The sequence below is a fragment of the ANME-2 cluster archaeon genome, assembly GCA_014237145.1.
In the GTDB taxonomy this organism is placed as follows: Archaea; Halobacteriota; Methanosarcinia; order Methanosarcinales; family Methanocomedenaceae; genus Methanocomedens_A.
In genome coordinates this window covers 22,108-44,764 of the sequence record JAAXOC010000025.1, presented here as the reverse complement: position 1 = coordinate 44,764, position 22,657 = coordinate 22,108, and the positions used below count along the sequence as shown (strand labels likewise).

Annotated in this window: 10 protein-coding genes; 2 read left to right on the top strand and 8 right to left on the bottom strand. The window is 43.8% G+C overall.

What is annotated here, in order from left to right; translation table 11 throughout:
* Nucleotides 1-113 precede the first annotated feature (113 nt).
* The 6 genes from HF974_03690 to HF974_03665 form a co-directional block, all read right to left on the bottom strand.
* Nucleotides 114-6,341, bottom strand: a complete 6,228-nt coding sequence (locus HF974_03690) for a PKD domain-containing protein (GenBank protein ID MBC2697441.1) — start codon at nt 6,339-6,341, stop codon at nt 114-116.
* A 98-nt stretch (nt 6,342-6,439) separates the two neighbouring features.
* The gene (locus HF974_03685) at nt 6,440-10,987 is read right to left on the bottom strand and encodes a cobaltochelatase subunit CobN (protein ID MBC2697440.1); all 4,548 of its coding nucleotides are present in this window, start codon (nt 10,985-10,987) and stop codon (nt 6,440-6,442) included.
* Between the two features lie 97 nt (nt 10,988-11,084).
* On the bottom strand, nt 11,085-15,752 hold the full coding sequence (locus HF974_03680; protein ID MBC2697439.1) for a cobaltochelatase subunit CobN: 4,668 nt from the start codon (nt 15,750-15,752) through the stop codon (nt 11,085-11,087).
* A gap of 79 nt (nt 15,753-15,831) precedes the next feature.
* Complete coding sequence (locus tag HF974_03675) at nt 15,832-16,188, bottom strand: DUF2149 domain-containing protein (GenBank protein MBC2697438.1); 357 nt, start codon at nt 16,186-16,188, stop codon at nt 15,832-15,834.
* On the bottom strand, nt 16,185-16,808 hold the full coding sequence (locus tag HF974_03670) for a MotA/TolQ/ExbB proton channel family protein (protein MBC2697437.1): 624 nt from the start codon (nt 16,806-16,808) through the stop codon (nt 16,185-16,187). The genes HF974_03675 and HF974_03670 overlap by 4 nt, the downstream gene beginning before the upstream one ends.
* A 1-nt stretch (nt 16,809) precedes the next feature.
* Nucleotides 16,810-17,487, bottom strand: coding sequence for a DUF2162 domain-containing protein (locus HF974_03665; GenBank protein MBC2697436.1), 678 nt, complete (start codon nt 17,485-17,487; stop codon nt 16,810-16,812).
* Between the two features lie 387 nt (nt 17,488-17,874).
* Between HF974_03665 and HF974_03660 the strand changes: the two genes are divergently transcribed.
* Nucleotides 17,875-18,084 carry a peptidoglycan-binding protein gene (locus HF974_03660; protein ID MBC2697435.1) on the top strand — a complete coding sequence of 70 codons (210 nt, stop codon included), beginning with the start codon at nt 17,875-17,877 and terminating at the stop codon, nt 18,082-18,084.
* A 468-nt stretch (nt 18,085-18,552) separates the two neighbouring features.
* Here the strand turns inward: HF974_03660 and HF974_03655 are convergent, their stop codons facing one another.
* Together HF974_03655 and HF974_03650 are read right to left on the bottom strand one after the other, a co-directional pair.
* Nucleotides 18,553-18,864: a DUF3467 domain-containing protein gene (locus HF974_03655; GenBank protein MBC2697434.1), complete on the bottom strand. Its 312-nt coding sequence runs from the start codon at nt 18,862-18,864 to the stop codon at nt 18,553-18,555.
* A 9-nt stretch (nt 18,865-18,873) separates the two neighbouring features.
* Entirely contained in the window at nt 18,874-19,338 is a 465-nt protein-coding gene (locus HF974_03650) for a winged helix-turn-helix transcriptional regulator (GenBank protein ID MBC2697433.1), read from the bottom strand.
* Nucleotides 19,339-20,140: 802 nt separating this feature from the next.
* Here HF974_03650 and HF974_03645 point away from each other — a divergent pair.
* Nucleotides 20,141-22,486 carry a DUF3160 domain-containing protein gene (locus HF974_03645; GenBank protein ID MBC2697432.1) on the top strand — a complete coding sequence of 782 codons (2,346 nt, stop codon included), beginning with the start codon at nt 20,141-20,143 and terminating at the stop codon, nt 22,484-22,486.
* Nucleotides 22,487-22,657: the final 171 nt, after the last annotated feature.

Genomic DNA, 22,657 nt, shown 5'->3' with positions numbered 1-22,657 from the left:
TTTTTTATTCCACTTTATTTATAATTACACAACTTCAACTTAAGTTTATCTGTTTTAATTCAAGTTCACTTGTCTAAATAATCAAAAAAAAATCAAATATGGCGGCAGGAGGCTTAACTCCCCCGCCTCCTGAAGCCTATATAGATAGCACCGGCTGCCAGCACCACGATCAGCATTCCCGCAATATCAGTACTTGAGAATGATATTGGTCCCGCATCTGCTGACCCTGTGCTCTCGTCCTGCATCTCGTATCCTTCCACGTAATTGGCAGGATTACTTACACCTTCGCCGCCGACACCTGCATCCTGAATCAACTCTCCATCCATACCAGCGCCTGAGCCTGCATCCGTGCTCTCATTGCCAGTTCCGCTATCATGAAGCCTCCGCCATGCGCTACTACTGCTGTCGTCATTGATGGTCTCAGTCGCAGGTTGTTCCGTTTGTAGCCCGGTGGCTTCATCCATCAGCTTGCGGTACTCTTCAGCGTCTTCTGCACTGAGACCGGGAACAGACAGCATGCCGCTTATGTATTCATCAAGCAAGGGGTTGCCGCAGGTGTGGTGGCAGCAGGTGACGCCGTTATCGGCTACGGATTCCACGTATTCGCGTACAAGGTTTTCAAGCATGTTTGGATCCGATGGTGTCCAATAGCCCTTGCGGACTGCTTCAAGCATCCGTGCGTTTATGGACTGGTGTGCCCATGGATTCTCATCATCGAACCAATCATCCAATCTGAGGTCATATTTATCCTCTATGTAGACCGCGTACATTTCGTTCCACATATCAGCGGTTACCGCATCCGGGAGCATGACATTTAATCCCCAGAAATCCTCAAATATGCTATCAAGTTCGCTGGCACCAGTGTAACCGTGTTCCATCATGCCTTTGATATATTCCCGATTCCAGTATGTGGAACGCAGTTCTCTTGCAAGGAATTTACCAAGGGTTTCTGTTATTGCCTGATTCGGATCCTTGAGGTTGACTATGAACATTTCAGGAGTCTCACCGGATACATGCCTGACTGCCATGCCAAAACCACCGAAGAACTCATAAGTGTGATCAAAAATCACACTGCTGCTTCCACGACCGGAATTACCGCTTCGGCTGAAGAAAACAGCCTCTGTATCGGCAAGTGCATTCCTGAATACTTCAGTATCCTTGAAAGCCCATACATTATCACCGTAAGCATAACCCATGGAATTCAGGTAGAGATTAGCAAGTTTCTCATCATCATCCCAGCTACCGCTTGCATCAACCGCATTTGTAAGGCCGCCAATACCCCAGCTTCCATCATCCGGACCAAACAGCCTGCACATAGAAAGATCACTGGCTTCGGATGGGCTGTAGTTGCCGGTATCCCAAAGGGCAGCATAGATAGCATCACAATGCTCCTTGACATAGTTATCATAGGTGACATTTTCAGCCTGTGCTGCAAGCCTCACTGCCCTGTCCATCAATTGAACCTGCCATTTCCAGTTATCACGGTAAACACCTGTCATAGTAACGACAACATCAATCCTGGGTCTTCCAAGCTCATCTTCAGGGATAAGTTTCACACCTTCCACCTTACCGGAAGAACTCCAGACCGGCTCCACACCCAACAAATACAGGACTTCAGATTCCATAACGCCTTTATGCCTCATGGATTCAGAAGACCATAATACAAATCCGACCTTCTCAGGATACTGCCCATCATGAGTCTCTTTCCATTCCTCAAGGAATTCATCAACAAGTTGCTTGCCAATTTCCCATGATTCCTTTGTCGGGACAATGTTCGGATTAAATGCATAGAAATTCTTTCCTGTTGGCAAAACTTCATCAGGGCTTCTTGTCGGATCATCGCCTAATGCCGGAGGAATGTATTTTCCTTCAAGGGCATTGATCATACTTTCAACTTCAGCATTCGTGCATTCTTTAATACCATCGGCATAATCAATTGCATTGTAAAGATAATTTACAACAGTTAACTGAGCATCTGACATACGCCTGATCAATACAACATTGCAATCCGGTTCAGCACCCTGGCTTTCATCCGAACAGGTACCTGAAACCTCTCCAAGAATAGAGTTAGTAACCGCTCCAGCATCATTGTCTTTGTTCATGCCAAAGTCAATGTTAATCCTGTTAGATTCGGTTGTATTGATTTCAATACTTTCAGTTTTAAGATACCAGTTTCCACTGCTACTGAGATATAGTGCCGTAATATCATATTCACCATCCGGAATTCCTGTAAATGTGTAGTTACCCGTTGAACTGGATAGCTGAACATCAATTACATCGCCATCCTGCTGGAGAATTACCTTTACATCTTCTTTGTATACTGGGTAACCCATCGGTGAATAGTAGGTCTGCCCGAAAATCTCTACTGAACCTGACAATTCAACAGGCAGATTCGCTTCCAGAAGATCAAGAACATATTCAAGCTCCAGATTAGAGGTGCCTGTGGCATTCTTTGTAAGGTTTAGCTGGATTTTGGAAATGGATTCACCATTTTCAACCGTTACATACTCTTTTCCTGTAAGCCATCCGTTATTTTCCTCTTTCAATGCATAAACGGTGTATTTCCCTTCTTTTACAAATGAGAATTTGTATTCACCGGATGCATTACTTGTAACATTTGCATAGTACTGACCGGACAAATAGTCAATGTTGAACCTGTCAATAACGACATCCATAGGATCAGTTTCGTTCACCAGAACATCTTCAAGCATATTATCAAGAACAGTAGGTGAATGTGCCGGGTTTAACTCATCAGGATCTTCACAGATGCCTGTTGCATTGACATGCCTCATAAAATCATTTCCTAGCATCGACTTGACCATTGCAATGAGTCCTTCGTCAATCATATCCTCACCGAGTATGTGGAAACCGTAAGTCATGTACGAAGCTGCAATTTCATGCAGGTAATCATGTACCGACCCGTAAAGGATGAAATTGTCAAAGGTTTCATTTTCCATTGTGTAAAGATCTTCGGAAGAGTTACCAAGTTCATGTTCGAAATTCAGGTCTTCATAATACTCAATTATGGATTTCTTGTATTCCTGCTTAAGGGAACCTTCTGCTTCTTCGTAATTGTGCATGGCATCATGAAGCATTGTCAGATTACCGTAGAGGCCAGAATTAATAACCGGGGCAGTAAGGTGATCAACCATCACAGCATTACCTCTCCTCTTTGCGGTTATACCTTCACCTATACCTCCAACATCATAGAGGTAAACAACCGGCATATCCTGTATAAGGATTGCAGGCCAGCATTCCTTAGCCGACAGGCCTACACCTTTACCCTGTAGCCATTCCTGTGTACCGTGCCTTCCGAAATGAACTACAGCATCCGTACCCAAACCACCTTCACTTGGCTCGTGGTTCAGCCAGAGATAGAATGCAATGTAGTTGTGTGATGGCGGAACTGATTGGTCATGATAAAGCATTGAGTCACTGGTCGTGAGACCTCGTGGAGGCTGCGGTGCAATGAGAATATTGCCAACCTCGATCTTCGGAAACACAAAGTACTGGCCAGATTCGTTTTCATAAACCATTCCCTTTCCGGGTGCTTCACCCCATGTGTCAATTACACTCTGGCATGCTGCAGGTTCGAGCTCTTCAAACCACCCAAGATACGTTTCCACAGGCAAAAGTTCCACGTCATGGTTTTCAACCATGTATTCCAGTTCGCCAGGTGCCCATACTCCTATGTTCCTGCCCTGCTGAAGCACAAGTTCAAGGAACTCCGATCTGTTCAGGTTCATACCATCCAGATCATAACCGCTTTCATTCATAGCATCTAGGAAGTTTTGGATACTGGGTACAACATCAAGATTTGCAGCCACCATTGCACCCTGCTTTCCATGGTTGTAATAGATTATCGCAACCTTCTTGTCGTGGTTTTCAATGCGCTGCAAATCCATCCAGCCGACTGTGCGGTTTATCAGCCAGTCCATCTGATAATCGATAGGCTGGAAAGACCAGGCATCCAGTTCTTCATCATATTCCTTCCCGCCGATAACTATGGATTCGATCTCACCACCAATTTCCATTATAGGAATCTGGTACTGGAACCTGCCGTCCTGTCCGTTAACGGATTCTTCCCATTCTTCTATCGTGCCCTGATACTGGATACCATTGATAACAGGTACATTCATATCCTGAAGGGCTTCGGTGTGCCATACGGAAGAAGACATCCTGGACACGCCCATTCCAATGTCAATGAATGCATTAACTTTGTATTTACCATTAGCTTTAAAGAACGCTTCTGCATCATCCATCTCGTATAATACTCCAGGACGAAAAGCAGGGATCACATTGATTCCTCTGGATTCAAGCTCTGTTATGAGATCTTCGGTAATACCATCACAGAGGTCACCGTCATGTCCTGCAAAGAATGTGACACCTACCGTGTAGTTCTCAGGGTTATAGACGTGGTGTGTACCATCATCATCGGAATACCATTCAAGATAAGATCCCAGATCTTCAAATATTTCGTATCCGGAATCCGGATGGACGATACCATTGGTAGGTGGTATAGAGGGTTCTTCTATTCTAATGGAGCCAGTATAATTTGCGAAAGGTTCTGAAAGGTCAACCACTGAAAGATAGGTGATCAGGCGAATGATGTTGTTATCATACTGTTTAAGCCAGTAGTCTTCAAGATATGGATGTCCAGTGTGATTGACATAATTTATGCCTGGGAAATCTTCCAGATCATAGTTCCAGTCATAGACAAAAGTGCCCGGATTGGTTTTATTGATCATTTCATGAATCTGGGGTTTCAGGTTTGCACCAAGGAAGCTCATGCTGCCTTTCCAGCTAATGAAAACAATGTCATACTTGCTCATATTGATGTTATCATCAAATGGTGTGTAGAGAATTTCCACACGGTTTTCACGGTTACTGCCATACACATCCACCCAGTCATCCATACCCATGTCCTCAACAGCCTGTTTTACCATGGAGGTTTCTTCAGCGCCAATAACAAGGAAAAGGATTTGATGAGTTCTATTGGTATCGGGCAAGTTACTCGTAATCAATTTGATCTTTCTTTCGACATCACTACCTTTTGGATTACTGACAGTGAATTTTACGTTAAAGAATCCTACACTATCATACGTATGTACCGGGTTTTGATCTGTTGAATTAGCGCCGTCACCGAAATCCCAGTACCATGAAGTTGCATTTTCGGATAAGTCATTGAATTGGACAGTTAAGGGGCAGTCTCCATAAGTTGTATTCGCTGAGAAGATGGCAACTGGCATGGAGTATGTTACTTCTTCCTCAAAAACATATACCTTTTTCAACAGAACAAGATCCGTACCAACTTTTGCGGAGCCTGTCTTACTGACCGTCAGACCCGAAACAGTAGTACGATCAAGGTAGGAAAGGATAGCATCATGGTCATTACTGTCATTTTTGCGCATGGCAAAAGTAACGTTTGCGGAAGTACCATTTTCAATGGAAAATTCACTCACGTTGGTAAGCCACATACCACCCATGGCACTGCTGTAGATAACACCCGATAAACGATAATCACCATTGGGAATGGCGGAAAATACGTAATCACCCGTAGCATTACTGGTAGTGTTGGCAATGAAATTGCCATTATGGTCAGTTAAGATAAGGTCAGTACCTACCTTCGCAGAACCGGTCTTACTTACAGTTTTACCCAAAACAGTAGTACTATCGAGGTAAGAAAGAATAGCATTGTGATCATTACTGGCATTCTTACGCATGGCAAAAGTTATGTCCACAGATGTCCCGTTTTCGATGGTAAATTCACTCACGTTGGTAAGCCACATGCCGCCCATGGCACTGCTATAAATAACACCTGACAATCTATAGTCACCGTTAGTGACGTCGGTGAAAAGATAATTACCGGTGCCATTGCTGGTGGTGTTGGCAACGAACTCACCATTCTGGTTAGTCAAGACAAGGTAAGTACCTACCTTCGCATAACCGGTTTTGCTCACGGTTCTACCAGAAATAGCAGTACGATCAAGGTAAGAAAGAATAGCATTGTGATCATTGCTGGAATTGCTTCTCATAGCAAAAGTTATGTCCACGGATGTCCCGTTTTCAATGGTAAATTCACTCACATTGGTAAGCCACATACCACCCATGGCACTACTATAGATCACAGAAGCCAGCCGATACTCTCCATTGGGGACATCAGTGAAACTGAAATTCCCATTTGCATCACTTGTCGTATTGGCAACAAGTTCCATATTGTTACAGTTTGCAGCCGATACCACTGATACAAGCATCACAATAAGCAATACACTTAAAACCAATGAGCAAATTTTCATTTTTCCCACACCATTTTTACTACCATTCACCTGTTTGTTCCACATATTATCCACCTATTTATCCACCAAGCAATTTTATTTACTTTAACTCAAGTTCACTTGTCTAAATAATCAAAAAAAAACCAAATATGGCGGCAGGAGGTTTAACCCCCCCGCCTCCTGAAGCCTATATAGATAGCGCCGGCAGCCAGCACCACGATCAGCATTCCCACAATATCAGCAGCTGAGAATGATATTGGTCCCGCATCTGCTGACCCTGTGCTCTCATCCTGCATTTCGTATCCTTCCACGTAATCGGCAGGATTACTTACACCTTCGCCGCCAGCGCCTGCTTCCTGCATCAGTTCAGCATCCAGACCAGCGCCTGAACCTGCATCCGTACTTTCATTACCTGACCTGCTGCTCTGGAACCGCCGCCATGTGCTACTACTACTGCTGCCGTCAACGATGGTCTCAGTCGCAGGTTCTGTCTGCCGTCCAGTGGCTTTATCCATCAGCTGGCGGTACTTTTCGATGTCCTCAGCACTGAGACCGGCAACTGACATCATACCTTCTATATATTCGTTCAGGGTTGGATTGCCACATGTATGATGACAGCAGGTCACTCCTTCCTCAACAACCGATTCTACGTATTCCTTTACCAGATTCTGGATAACATCATCGGAGACATGCCAATCAGATCGATGAATGGAATTTAGCATGTTCGCAGTCATTGACTGGTATGCATAAGGATTTGTTTCCTTTAGATAATCGGAAACACCGATGTTGTACTGGTCAAGAACATACGTCTCATAGACTTCGTCCCACATCGAATCGGTGATAAGATCCGGCATCACAGTGTCCCATAAGCCCATGTTCCCGATAAAAGCATCCATGTAACGGGTACCATCGTATCCATGCTCCTTCATTCCCTCGATCCATGTGGGATTGAGGTAACGTGAACGTAAATCCTTACTCAGGAAATGGTTCAGGGTCTCAATTTTTGCACCGTCAATATCACGCTGGTTATTGATGTACATGTCAGGTGTGTTACCCCTGGTCACGCTTTCAACAGCCAGACTTAGACCACCAAAGTATGCTGCAACCATCGGATGTTCCAGGGTACCATAAAGGTTTGAGGTGCGGCTGAACACTCCCACTTCGACATCGGCAAGGTTCTGCCGGAAGACATCCGTGTACTGCTCACCCCACATTTCCTGACCGTAGATGTACCCCATCCGGTCTATGTAGAGATCAGCGATCTTCTTCCTTTCTTCCCAGGTATCGCTGCTGATGACATGCTCGATCCCAGGGGTGTATGAACCCGGAGGAGGACAGAATATACGAGATACGGAAAGGTTGTATGCCGTTTTATTGTCATAATCTACGTCAATCAGGGACTGATAGATTGAATTTGAGTTCTGTTTGACATAGTTGGGGTATAGATCATCATCCGCTTCGGATGCAAGCCGCACAGCCTTATCAATCAATTGAAGCCTACTTCCATACATGTCCCTGTACGAACCCGAAGTAGTTACCAACACATCAATCCTGGACCTTCCCAGTTCGCTGGAGTTGATGAGTTCAACATTATTTACTCTTCCTTTACTATCCCACACTGGTTTTACTCCAAGCAGGTAAAATATCTCGGATTCCATAGTCCCCTGATGCCTTGTGGTCTCAATTGACCAGAGAAGGAAAGCTACTTTTCTTGGGTATGTGCCGTTTTTTGCAAGACGTAGGGCAATCAGTTCGTCTGCAAGATCCGTACCCACCTTCCATGCAGCAGTTGTCGGGATGAGCCTGTCATCAAATGTGCAAAGGTTTCTGCCCGTGGGCAAAGCATCCGGGTTTCTTATAGGATCACCGGCTGGCCCCGGAGGTATGTATTTACCCTCAAGAGCATCGAGAATGCGTGGGATCTCAATAGTACACCCGTTGATCCTTGTTGTGTATTCAATAGAAATGTTCAGGTCCGCTGTTATATTCTCAGACACTGCCCCAAGTATCATGTTCTGTGCATTAACTGCAGAAGTTCCATTAAGTACAGTCTCATTCAGGAGAGCCGTAGTCAGTCCTTTTGTGGAATTGATCAACTGTACATGCTGTTTAAATTCCTTCCCCAACATGGATCCTACCATCGCCACCAGACTCTCCCCGGTTGGCGGCTCGCTGAGAGTGTGGGAACCATAAGGCATGAATGTTGTTTTCAGCTCCTGCAAGTAATCGTCCAGATCATCGATAAAGACGTCTGTGGCAGTAACGTTGCCTTCGATGTCTTCCAGATTCACTTCCATATCCTTATCCAGATCCAGTTCCCTTGTCTGATTGATGATGTCAGACCTGTACTGTACTTTTACCCCTTCATCAACCACCTGTCTGTACATCCCAATGTCCTGCTGTAGTATTGACAGGTTCCCATAGAGACCGGACGGTACAATGGTTGGTGTCATGAAGTCCACAATAAGCATGTTTGCTCTCCGGCGGTCAAAGATACCTTCGGCATCCATGGGCAGAACGTGTACTATGGGCATATCCTGCAGAAGTATAGCTCCCCAATCCTGTGCAGAGAGACCAGCCTCCTTACCCGGCATCGCCATAATACTGGTGAATATCGGGAACAGTGCATCGGCGTCATATACCTTCCCAAGATACAAGTAGAAAGCAAGATTTTGATGAGTTGGCGGAATGGAACCGTCATGGTACATCACTGTCTCGTTCTGATCCCATCCCCACATAGGATCAGGGGCCAGTATTACATTTCCAAACTCGATCGTGGGAATGACAAGGTACTTGCCGGTCCCATTCTCGTAGACCATAATCTCACCTGGTGGTTCACCCCAGATATTGATCATTTCTTCCTGCTTCTCTTGCGACAATCCATTGAACCACTCAAGATACTGGGATTCAGGAATAAGGATAACACTTCCTTTTTCCATACGTTTCTCCAGCTCTCCGGGTGCCCATGTTCCTATGTTGTATCCCTGTGTTACCATGAGCTGGGCCAGTTCGTCCCTGTCAGGTAGCGGCTTTGTTCCAAGATCATAACCCCTTGCCTTCATCGCTTTAAGTAGATTTGCAAGGCTGGCCTGAGCATCCAGATAATAATCAATATCTGCGCCCATTGCCGCTTTTCCTGCTTCTGCAGCATAGTAGGGTATGACGATCTTCTTCTCGGAATTTAGCATCCTATGCAGCTGCATCCAGGAAATCGTTCTCTGTGTGAGCCATTCTACTTGATAGTCTATAGGATAATAAGCTGAATCCCCAATGGAAGGGTCCTTGCAACCAATTACAATAGGCTCGATTATACCGTCCATCTCCGCAGCAGCAAGCTGGAAGGTCTGTTCAGGCCCAACACCATGGGAAGAGTTTTCCCATTCTTCGGCACTCACACTGTAGAATAACCGAATACCATTTAATGGGGTCACGTTCCAGGTTTTAAGATCCTCGATACCCTGTTCTGAATCCTTATAGTTCATGCGCCCACCTCTGGAAACAATTATCACACTATCAATTATGGGTTCTCCGTTTAGCATTAGGTAATTTACAGATGCAGGGTCCTTGTAGGAATAAGAAGCAACAATGACATTGCAGTTTCGGGATTCAAAGGAATCGACTAAGGCCCCAGCTAAGGGTGCATCCCTGCTGTAGATATATTTCAGGGAAGAATAGATAATAGCAATGGTAGGCTTTTCATGATCATAGCCTTTTGTAGAGTACCAGTCAAGATAATCTTCTGCACTTGAATATATTTCCCCGGCCTCAGGATGATATATACCATAGATCGGTCTTTCAACAGTAGGCTGGATAACATCTATCCTGCCAGCGAACTTGACACCAAGGAACGTGGTAAGTCTCTTGAAATTTTCCTCGGAGTCATACTTGAAATACTCATTGATATCAGAATATTCCGGGTCTGAAAGGTTCACATTGTGCAATGAATAGGACTGGACCAGGTCTCCCACACTAATGATATGGGCACCGTTGGCCTTTGCGGCGTTGACAGTAGGAGTGATGGTTTCAATTACCGGTGCAGCCAGGTCTCTCATCACCACAATGTCTTTGTCACTAAGATCAAAACTAAGGTCTTCATTGGACCTGCCAAAATATGTACTGATATTCATCATATCAGAAACAGCGAGGTCAGAAGCTACATTATTCATGGTGATAATGGAACTGTCTCTGGAAAAAACAAAAGCTACTTCCAATTTTTCAGAAGCGGGAACTCCACTGCCATAGAAACTTTCATTCATGTAACGTATGAGAGTTTTTACATTGTGGTAGCCTCCTGCTTCCCATAACCCTGTGATATTCGAATCGTTGACATTCCCATAGTCATGGGTTTCGGGAAGATCGTAAGAAACGATGTGGGCACTGTGGTTTAAAGTATTGTTGAGATTCTGCAGTGTCCCTATATCAAGGGAAGAAAGGAAGATAACATTCTCTGCACTGAAATTCGTGCTATTTGCCTCGGTTGCATTGTAAACACTTATGTTTATATCCAGATATCCAGAAGTAATTATATTCTCAAGTGGATCCCTGTTATGATCTGTTCCCAACACAAAACTAATTGAGTTATTTTCTTCTGCCGATACCACTGGAACAAGTACTAGTATAAACAATGCACTTAAAACCAATGAGCAAACTTTCATTTTGCCCATACCATTTTTCCTACCATTTTTCATATCATTCACCTGTTTGTTCCACATATTATTCACCTGTTAATTCATCAATCAATTGTATTTACCTTAACTCAAGTCTACTTGTCTAGATAATCAAAAAAAATCAAATAGGGCGGCAGGAGGTCTAACCCCCCCGCCTCCTGAAGCCTATATAGATAGCACCGGCTGCCAGCACCACCATCAGCATTCCCACAATATCAGTCGCTGAAAATGACATTGGTCCCGCATCTGATGGCTGGGCGCTCTCATCCTGCATCTCGTATCCTTCCACGTAATCGCTTGGATTGCTCGCACCTTCGCCGCCGGCACCTGCATCCGGCATCAGTTCCGCATCCAGACCAGCGCCTGAACCTGCATCCGTACTTTCATTGCCAGTTCCGCTATCATGAAGCCTCCGCCTTGAGCCACTGCTGCTGTCGTCAACAACGGTCTCGGTCGCAGGCTGTTCTGTCTGCCGTCCTGTGGCTTCATCCATCAGCTGGCGGTACTTTTCGATGTCCTCAGCACTGAGACCGGCAACTGACATCATACCTTCTATATATTCGTTCAGGGTTGGATTGCCACATGTATGATGACAGCAGGTGACGCCGTTCTCGACTACGGATTCTACGTATTCTTTCACGAGGGTATTGATCACATCCTGGTCGGCATTCCAATAGTCCTTTCGCTCGGTTTCGATCATTCGTGCGACCATAGACTGATATTGATATGGGTTATCTTTGAAAAACTCATCCAAACCAAGATCATCATACTTGTCGTTGACGTAGATGTTGTATATCTCATTCCAGTCAGAATCCTTTACCAGGTCAGGTGTCGTCGCATCCCAGCCCCACATATACTCTGTGAACTTCATGAATTCCCTTGCACCGGCGTAATCGTATTCCATCATTCCGGATATCCATTTTGGATTGAAATACCGTGCACGCAGCTCTATCCTGAACGCCTCGTTCAGTGTGATGATCTGGGGTTTATCTACATTTGACAGGTCTGCGATATACATCTCAGGATTTTCACCTGTCAATGACCTTACTGCAAGGCCAAGTCCTCCAAGGTACTGGTAGAAATCATCGTTATCGATAATTCCGAACAGGTTCGATGAGTCACTATGCACAGCTGCATCCACATCCATAAGATTCAACCTGAACACATCCTCATAATTATCACCCCATATGTCCTGCCCATAGATGTTAGACATTCGTGACATGTACAGGTCTGCAAGTTTATCCTCGCTGTCCCAGGTCTCACTCGCAGTCACCGCACCCTCAAGTCCGGGACCGTATGCACCCGGTGGTTCACTGAATATCCTGGATCGTGAAATGATCTGTGCAGTGGTGTTGTTGTATCCACTGGCGATCAGTGCTTCTTCCATCTTCAGGGAGTTCCACCTGACATAGTTTGTTTCATTGCTTTCATTGAGCACCGCAACTGTCCGGACTGCCTTATCGATCAATTCAAGCTGATACGGGAACGTATCCCTGTATAGTCCCGAAGGTGTGACGAGCACATCGATCCTCGGATGTGTCATGTTCTCTGGCGAGATGACCTCGAAACCTGTGATCCTGCCCCAGCTTCTTGTTGGTTTAACACCCAAAAGCGAGTATATCTGGGCTTCCATGAGTCCATGGTGGCGCATGGTCTCCACAGACCACAGTACATACGCCACTTTGTTCGGATATGTCTCGTTGTGTGTCATCCAGTACTTATACAGCATCTGGTTTGTAAGTATAATCCCCATCACCTCGGTCTCTGCGTCAGGGAACTTTCTCTGGTCGAAACTATAGAAGTTCCTGCCTGTTGGCAGAGCCTCAGGATTTCTGATAGGATCATTTCCGGGTCCTGGCTCGATATATCCTGCGTTTAGGGCATGTAATGTCTGGTCGATCTCACGGGTGGTCTGACCCAGGTAACCCGCATATTCCAATCCCTGCTCCAGATCTGCCATGATGTTCGTATCTGTGAGATTCAGTACATTCATCTGAGCATCTGATACATTTGTCCCATTGAGCAGTGTGGCGTTCAAAAGGTCGTTCGCATAATCAGTGGCGTTGTCCCTGCGTTGTTCCTCAGTACCCTCATTTGTCGGGATCACGTTGTATATGTGATCAACGAAAACACTTCGAAGCATCGATTTGACCATGCAGACGAGTTTCTCGCCCTGTGGTGCGACACCAAAGGTATGGAGTCCCAGAGGCATGAGTGTGGATTGTAGTTCATGGAGATAGTCGTGGACAGTGCTTCCAACGAAATCTCCAAATTCCTCATCCGTCATTACCCTGAGTTCATCCGGAGTTACGCCAAGATCGTTCTCCATCGTGAGATTTTCGTAAAGTTCGATGGTAGAGTTGCGATAGAGTGCCATCTTTGCGGTATCATTGTTACTCGCGGCAGTCTCATACTCGTGTATCTTTTCATGCATGGCAGCAAGATCACCATAGATACCGGCAGCCATTATCGGTGGTGTCAGGTGGTCTATGATCACAGCATTACCCCTGCGTTTTGCCTGGGTACCTTCACCCACATTGTCCATGATGTAGGGATATACTACAGGCGTATCGTCCACCATGATGGATGGATAATCATATCTCCACAGCCCAACCTCTTTCCCTGGCAGCCATTCCTGCGTACCATGTGTACCGAAGTGGATCATGGCATTGGCATCATATACCTTGTTGATCCAGAAATATGTTGCAAGATACTGGTGTGTCGGTGGCAGTGACTTGTCATGATATATGAGTGATTCATCAGAGAGACCACCTCTGGTCGGCTGGGGTATAAAATTGACATTTCCAAACTGTACGGTAGGAATGACAAATTGGTTTTCATACACCATGATGTCTCCGGGTGCCTGACCCCATGTTGCTTCGACATCAGTCCTGACCGAATCCGGTAGAGTATCATACCAGAAAAGATATTCGCCCACGGGTACGAGTGTAATATTGCCTGAGTTCACAACCATCTCAAGCTCACCGGGCGCCCATGAGCCTACGTTCCTGCTCTCGATGAACAGGTCTATGAACTCGCTGCCATTTGGAATTGTGCCATTCCCGATATTATAACCTGTTTTATTCATCTGGTCAAGCAGCAATGTGAAACTTGAGCCGATGTCAAGGTAACTGGCGCCTATGTTGTTCTTGCCGCCTTCGTGGTTGTAGTAGATGATACTTATCTTCTTGTCAGCATTATTGGCTCTTCCAAGCTCTGCCCATGCGATCGCACGGTCACAGAGCCAGTCCACCTGTTCCATGATAGGCTCATAGTATTTTTGACCCGTGACCGGATGCTCGACCCTACCTGCTATCCATATATAATCGATACAGCCATCGATCTCAGGCTGTGTGACCTGGAAAGCAATGGACATCAGGTCCAGCCCGCGCTGACTGGCATTGTACTCATCGGGGGTACTGTAATGATCAAGTACTCCTTTCAATACAGGTACGTTGTAGCTCTTGAGATATTCCACACCTTGCTCCTGATTACCATAGTTCAAGTAGAATGCATTCAGGGAAATGATGGAATCGACAAGCACATTTCCGTCCTTGGTGAAGTAATCCACATCCTGTGAGCACACTTCTTTGGTGGTGTAGATGACATTACACCCTTTCGATTCAAGGTCTCTTATCACCGCGTTATCAGTAGTATAGTATATCTCTTCCTGAGCAAGTCCATTGGTAATGATGCCGATGGTGGGTGCGGATGCATTGTAGCCGTGATCTGCATACCAGTCAAGATATTCTGTACTGTTCTCGAATATCCTCGGGAATACTTCGGGATGGTAGATGCCATGGTCAGGAATCGATGGAGGTACGGCAGGAGAATATTCGATGTAGGCATCTTCAAGGGTTGCCCCGATGCAGCGGATCCAGTTCTCCATGTTCGTATAACCGCCATTTTCATGATAATCCTTCATTGCACTATTTTCCATATCGAGGTTACTAACTCCGTAAGTATCTACGGAATTGCCAATGAGCCCGATCTGTGTGCCATTTTCCTTTGCAGCAAGAAGTGCATCTTTAAACTTAGGGAATTCGTCAAAACCGATCATACCCAGCATGATGACATTCTGATCGGAGAGGTCAGTCAGGTTTGCAGCAGCAGCCTCTTGTCCATCCATCACGATGATATTGAACCGGTCCGTGATCACACCCCTCTCACCTAAAACTTTGATAAGATAAAAGTTGTCAGTTTCATAATTCAAAATAAAAGTAATATTGATCTTTGGGTGCAGTAGTTCAGGATCAGGGATGCTCTCATTTACCCATGCACCGCAGAACTTCTGCCCTATGAACTTGAGCATGAACTCCATGTTGGTGTCGCCACCCTGCACCCAGTATCTTTCGATGTCTGTGTACTCATCAGAGTACAGGTCCACATTATCCACAGTGACATTAGAAGATAGATTATATCCTATCACCTGACTGCCACTGTCTTTGGCTGTGGTCAGGTTAGACGTCAAGTTCGCCTGCCAACCGTTGAACATACTTTCAGTCTGCGATTCGATGAAGATGACCGCATACTTCGAAAAATTGAGTCCTTCCGGTACTGTTTCGGTCACATTGAAGATAGTCACGTTCAGTTTAGACGTGATGTTGATGTTCGAAGACACGTTTGTTAGCGAAGCTTCGTTCAAATCCGTACCCAGCACAAACATTACATCTGTTTGGTTCTCCTCTGCTGATACCACCGATGCAAGCATCACAATAAACAATGCACTTAAAACCAATGAGCAAATTTTCATTTTTCCCACACCATTTTCCCTACCATTTCCCATACCTTCCACCTGTTTGTTCCACATATTATCCACCTGTTAATCCATTAATCAATTTTATTTGCCATAACTCAATATTACTTGCCCAACCATTCAAAAAAAAATATCACTCCGTACCGTTCGCAGGCACATAGATCACTTTCCCGTTAGCAAGCTTATACGCCGTACCAAGTTCCTCACCCGCACCGCCTGCAATCATATCTGTCATATTCATAACCTCTATTGTCACTCCGTCCTTCACGATTATCTTCATCCCTGGCTCCCCTGGATTTTTGACCACCGTAAAGCTTGCATCCGGGTCAAGCATCTCGGGCAGGTGATAAGACATAACGAGCGCGATCAGCAGTGCGACAGCAAACACCATGGCAACATCGAAGAGATTGGCAACTCCGCTTAAAGGATTGGACTCAGACTCCTGGTCCAGCAGTCCTTTTCTCCGTCTGCCCGTGTGTTTTGATCTCATGTATCCTCCAGCATGCTCTCAAGCACATACTCGATATCTTCCAGGTCATACTGGTACCACCGCCGTCGGATAAGGGTCAGCACATAACCGACACTCCCGACGAACAATCCCAGCACAGTCGTTGAAAAAGCAATAATAAGATTGTCAGCCAAAGCGGCCACATCACCCTTTGAAAGTCCGATCAAGGCAGGTCCCATCGGGATCAGTGTCCCCATCAGACCTAACATGGGCGCAACTGTGGACATGATCCTCGTTTTTTCCAGCCGGGCTGCCAGCTTGACCTCATACTCTCCGAATAACCGCTCCAGTTCCCGGAATTTATTATTTTCAAGACACTGTGCCGCCTCCTTTGCAAACGATGTCACCAGGTGGTTCTGGTCGATACTGCGCAGATGGCGCACTGCACCATCTGTTGACTGGTTGCTCATCTCGGTCCTGATCTGTATGCAGACCTTCTCAAGGCTCATGGTATCCCTATGCCGTTTCGAATACTCTGACAGGAATTCCCCTATCGATACCAGTGCCCAGAGCACAAACATCAGGATCAGCAGGACCACAGGATACAGCAGTGAAGTGGAGACTGTGTAGAGGATAACAAAAATTGAAGAGGTGGCGTCCATTTCAACATTCCCTCCACTGGTGCACAGCAAATCCTGCTGTGATGAACAGCACAAGAACGGCAAATGATGCGAGCATCGCACCCGTATTCATTGTCAACTGTGGGACTATCAGCGTCTTACTTTGCATATACGCGGGTACAAGCACAGCCCCAAGCACGTAGAAGATGCCCAGGAACATCATCACGCTTCCAAGGGTTTCCGGGGTCTTTCCCAGCCGCCTGAATAAGAGCGATGAGGCAAGTGCCGATAAAAAGAAGACCGATCCCACAATGACCCCGATCACCGGACCGCTCAGGTCAAGTGCAGTAGCTAGCATCGTGGTGGCAATGAAAAGTGCGGTCAAACAGACCGGGCATGGTAAGGATAAAAATATAAATGTGCGCCTGCTTACATCACAACCGCAGTTCCACTGCTTCTGGGTATATATCCCGGCGGCGATCATCAGGCCAGCCAGCAGTACATGAAACAGTAATCCAACGCCTGATATTGTTTCAAGGAAATCATTGGGAACAGTACCAATAAGGTACCCCATAATTATTGAAATTACGAAATAAACTGAACAGATCACTATGATCTCACGTTTTTTAATATCTGCAAAACCGCATCCAAGACCTGTTTTGATACCGAACACCAGGATACTGGTAAGAATCCCGAAAGTAGCTAAAATTATAACATCCATGGTGTCTCGTCGGAACTTTTTCAAACTATATAAATGTATTGTTTAGCATAACATATATGACCCAAATAGATAATATAGTATTAAAGCAACGGGAAGCTCAACTCACATGGAGAGATTTTTTTATTTGATCTGGTTACTATACTCCGTAGCTCTGCTATGGTTGGGTGTGCCGGCGTAACGTTTGACTTTCAAAGTTGTAGAGACTGTCCAACAATTTGAAAATCCGGAATAAGAAGTACATCATTTTGCAGCTTGAAATCATCCTGGATAATATTAAAAAGGAGATCAATGATTGTACATATCTTGATTTTTTTTACAACTGCCTTCTGATATAACATTTAAGCAAAAGATTTTTAACAGAACAAATCAGACGGCGGCAAGGTACCCCTGGGCAGACCCGACTTTTGCTCAAAAGACCCGGAGCTCGTCAAACACCTACAAAAGATACTGGTAACACTGGGTTACGACCTGGGCTCCTACGCCCCGGATAAAAACGGCGTGGACGGGTCATTCGGCAAGCTCACAGAAACGGCAGTAAATGATTTCCAGGAAAAGAACCTGGACTGGGAAGAACCTATTAGTCATTTGGAAGTTTAGTAAATTTGCGTAGTTATAATTCATCACAGACCTCGGATCACTTCGCAAAATCCGGGGCATCTAGTGTCAAGTCAACCATACAATATCGCTATATATATTATCTGACACTGTTCCATTTCCCAGTTATTTTTAAGACGCAGATTTACACTGATTTACGCAGATTTAAGGTTGCATCTGAGTAACCTGCACGCCCTTAAGGCGTAGCAGGCATTCACTTCCCGCGGAAGTGAATGTATCAGTGTAAATCTGCGTCTAATATTATTATTGAAATAATTTGATTTTAGAATTGTGCCCTATTCCCTTCATAATCTGACACTTTGATGTTGACTTGACACTAGTTGGTACATATCATGAATATCATTTATTGTTGTTTAAATTTAAATAAAAAAAGGGCACGAAAGGATTAATGGTAGAACCATATTAACTATTAACGCTGAAGGATAATTTATAATTAGCTATTCAAAAAAATTATAATAAATACTGCATTTTCATTCTCTCATCACTTACTTTAATTTCCCCATATTCTTTTTCATATGCTCTTAATTCCTTATCCAGATTAATTAGCAATTTTTTAGCTGCTTCTCTGGTTAAAATCACTAAACCGTCGGAATGAAAAGCCCAACCGTCTTCCACTTGAAACTTTTCGTTAAACAATTCTATACGAAAATCAATATCAGTTTTTGATAATTGAACATTTGTTGCATATATTTTTGTGAATAAAGCAGTTCTAAAAACCGAGAGTTGTTCTTCTTCAGTTATTTCATTTGATTCGTTGCTCATAAATATTCCCTACGCTGATACTAAAATTGGTGACGTTGTCCTTTTTGCAGGTTTCATTCGAATGATTTTTCCTTGATCAACCGACATTATTATGAAATCACATATTGGTTCAACATAAAACCTATTCAGCTCACTAAAAGAAGATGAACCCATCATCCTTCTTATTGTGTCTTTCGATTCTTCTTCCCCCAATGGATTTTCAGCTTGTTTAAAGCTATGTGCTAGTGAAGCACTGACTAGCATTTTTACTATTTCATTGTCTGCTAATTGGTATGTTTTTAAATTGCCCAACTCTTCAATTATTTCAATGGTGTGGTTATGGATCATCTCAGGGATTTTTTTGTTTACGGTGGTTCTTGAAAGTCCAGTAAATTCGCTAATTTCTGTCTGGTTGTAAGAATTGTCCATATTTTCTGCAAGGAAATCTATGATTTTAAGTTCGGAAGTATCTCCGAGAAAGTCTTCTAGTGCCATAATGGTTGACTCCTAAATTAATAAGTATTTAATGTGATTCCGTTTTTGTATAATATAAATTATTATATTAGTATATTATACACATTATGTACCCATTATATACATAACATATACTTATTCTATTTAAACATGTTTGAACATCCTGTTAAATGAAGTGTACAATAAATTTATTTACACCTTTGAACGGTATATAGCTAATGAGTTGTGGTTTTTCGAAATATGAATTATTTATCATATGGAAAATATGTTATAAAAATCGATGGTGCGATAAACACATAGCTAAAAGGGATTTGTGTAAAGGTAGACCTAAACATGAAATTGATCTATACATGGATGCTGTCAGAAGTTTAGTGAAAGATAATTTTTTGAAGGAATATAACTCACAAGGAAGAAAAGACATTTGTATTCTTAAACAGAATAGAAGTAAGGCTATTGAAGCCTTAAAATTTCACCAAAACGAATATGATTTTATTCAACACATTGAATTTATCAGGTGAATGTTATACGTGCCCATTCTTTAATACTCAATTTTTGATAATTTTCAAACATATTCTCTATGCACAAATTATCCATCGTCTGCAGTCACATATACTCTGAAATTAATTTCCAGTCAGGCAAATAATACTTTAGATTATGATTTTCCATCTTGTCCGTTTGAAACACAATACTCCACACACCTAACAATAACCACATCCTATAAAAACCACCCAAATACCGCACAAAATCCCAAAAGACCCCCCTCACGCCCACTTCCTCCAAAAATCAAAACCTATATGAACAAAGAATTATCATAATTAAAGATATGAAACGGGAATTACTAATAATCATTACTCTTTCACTGATCATCAGCGGTTGTGTCGATCAGGAACCTAGTCCTGCTGATAGTACACAACAGGGACAAATTGAGACCGAACTGATCGATCTATCTGATATCACAGGAGAAAATACAGAATTTATCAAATATTATTCATTACAGCCACTGAATATCAATGTACAGGTTCCCCAATACCAATTACCTCTACAAGCAGAACAGATATCAAACTATGATGCGTTCTCTGAGACTATCCCTCTTAGCAGCGAGGCTCTGGACCTGCTGGAAAAGAACGGATTTGTTGTGATAAAAAATCCATTTGATCCCGTAGAAGATGACATTATCCAGCCATATGATATATTAAAGTATGAAGAAGTACCGGTCTTTATAACAACAGATTCGCTGCTGCATCTTTATCACATCCAGTTCGATGAAACGCTGCGCCAGATAGAAGAGAGGGAGTTCTATGATACTATCTGGAAGATCAGTGAAGAACTGTTGGATGAATCAATTAAAACCTACCAGAACAGTGATGTAGATGTAAAAGAAGCAGCAAGAAGAAATGTTGCATACTTTTCAGTCGGTCTGAGTCTACTTAAACCGGTTCCTGAACAGCTCTGCCCGAACCAGAACGAATGGGAATGCACAGATGCTTATTTTAACAAAGATGATCTTGAGAAGTATAGTTTTGAAGTTCCGTCATATGTGCTAGATGATGTTGAAAAAGAACTTCAATTAATAGATGAACATTCGGGATTTGTGGAATCACCCATTTTTATTTATGCTGAAGATTATTCCCAGTATGTTCCGAGAGGGCACTATACAAGATCAGAAAAACTAAAGAACTATTTTAAAGCGTTCATGTGGTACGGAAGAATGAGCATGCTGCTTAAAGGCTCTGATGCAATAGCACCGGGAACAACCGATCCATCAGATAAAGAAGGTTTTATCTCAGTAGAAGATGCCAGAATTCAGACGACAAGTGCATGCCTGATAGCATCCGAATTCGGTGAAGATCAATCACTTTTGGATAAATGGGACAGGATATATTCAGTAACTGCTTTTTATGTGGGATTATCTGATGATCTTGGACCTTATGAGTACATTGATGCATTAAACTCGGTTTTCGGAGGGGCTTTTGAACCGGCTGATCTAAATGAAGAGAATATAAGAAAAATAAAAGCCCAACTGGCAGAGTACAGCCCACCTAAGATCTACGGCGGGACAGGAGCATGTAAAATTCCACCTCCTTTTACACCAGAGCAGGCAGACCAGTGCCTGAACAACACCAAGGGATTCAGGCTGATGGGGCAGAGATTCATCCCTGACTCATACATGTTCACAAATCTTGTAGGTACATATACAGATATTTATCAGGGCAACCAGGAGCCGTTCACCCTTGTTATCAGTGGTGCCGGAAGACCGGTAAGAGGATTTCCCAGAGGTCTTGATGTCATGGCATTGCTCGGATCAGATCGATCGATAGAACTGCTGGACGAGATGGATGATTCTAATTATCGATACTATGGGAGCCAGTTCGGGCAACTGAAAGATGAATTTGATTCATTCGATGCTGCCCAGTGGAATAAGAACCTGTACTGGTCGTGGTTATTCACGCTAAAACCCCTGCTGGATGATCATGGTGAAGGGTATCCGACATTTATGCAAACAGATGCATGGAAGGATAAGGAACTGACCACCTCACTGGCTTCATGGACCGAACTGAGACATGATACAATCCTTTATGCCAAACAGAGCTATACTGTGGCAGAGACAGGTTATATTCCACCCACTGAAGAAAAACCTGTTGTAGGTTATGTTGAACCTGTTCCTGAATTCTATAACAGACTTCTGGCACTGACACTGATGACAAATAAAGGCTTAAGCGATATGGATGTACTGGATGAATCAGCTAAATACAGACTGGATAATCTTGAAGTGATACTTGGGAGACTTGTTGAGATATCATCAAATGAGCTCGAAAATAAAGAGTTAAGTGAAGATGATTATGAGTTTATAAAGAATTTCGGTGATAGTTTGAGTGATGTCATCACTGATGTTGATGATAAGGCAAAAAAGACCACTATCATTGCTGATGTGCATACCGATGGTAACACAGAGCATGTTCTGGAAGAGGGTGTGGGATATGTGGACCTGATCGTTGTAGCATACAAACTCCCGGATGGAAGGATACTGATGGGTTCAGGCCCGGTTATGAGCTATTATGAGTTCAAGCAGCCTATGGACGATCGGCTTACCGATGAAGCCTGGAGAGAGATGCTGGATGCGGGTCCGCCCCAGAGACCGGAATGGATGTCATATTTTATTGAGGTCTGAGATAAAAAACGTTTTAAGTCACTGATCCCGGCCTGAAAAACTGGGCATTAAATCTCATGCTCAATGAATAATATTGATTAAAGGGGAACGGGCATAACCCGTGTTGCTTTACGACGTAGTCTCGGTAGAACTGTGTTGAATGAGCGTCGCTTCCATTTTTCATAAATACTA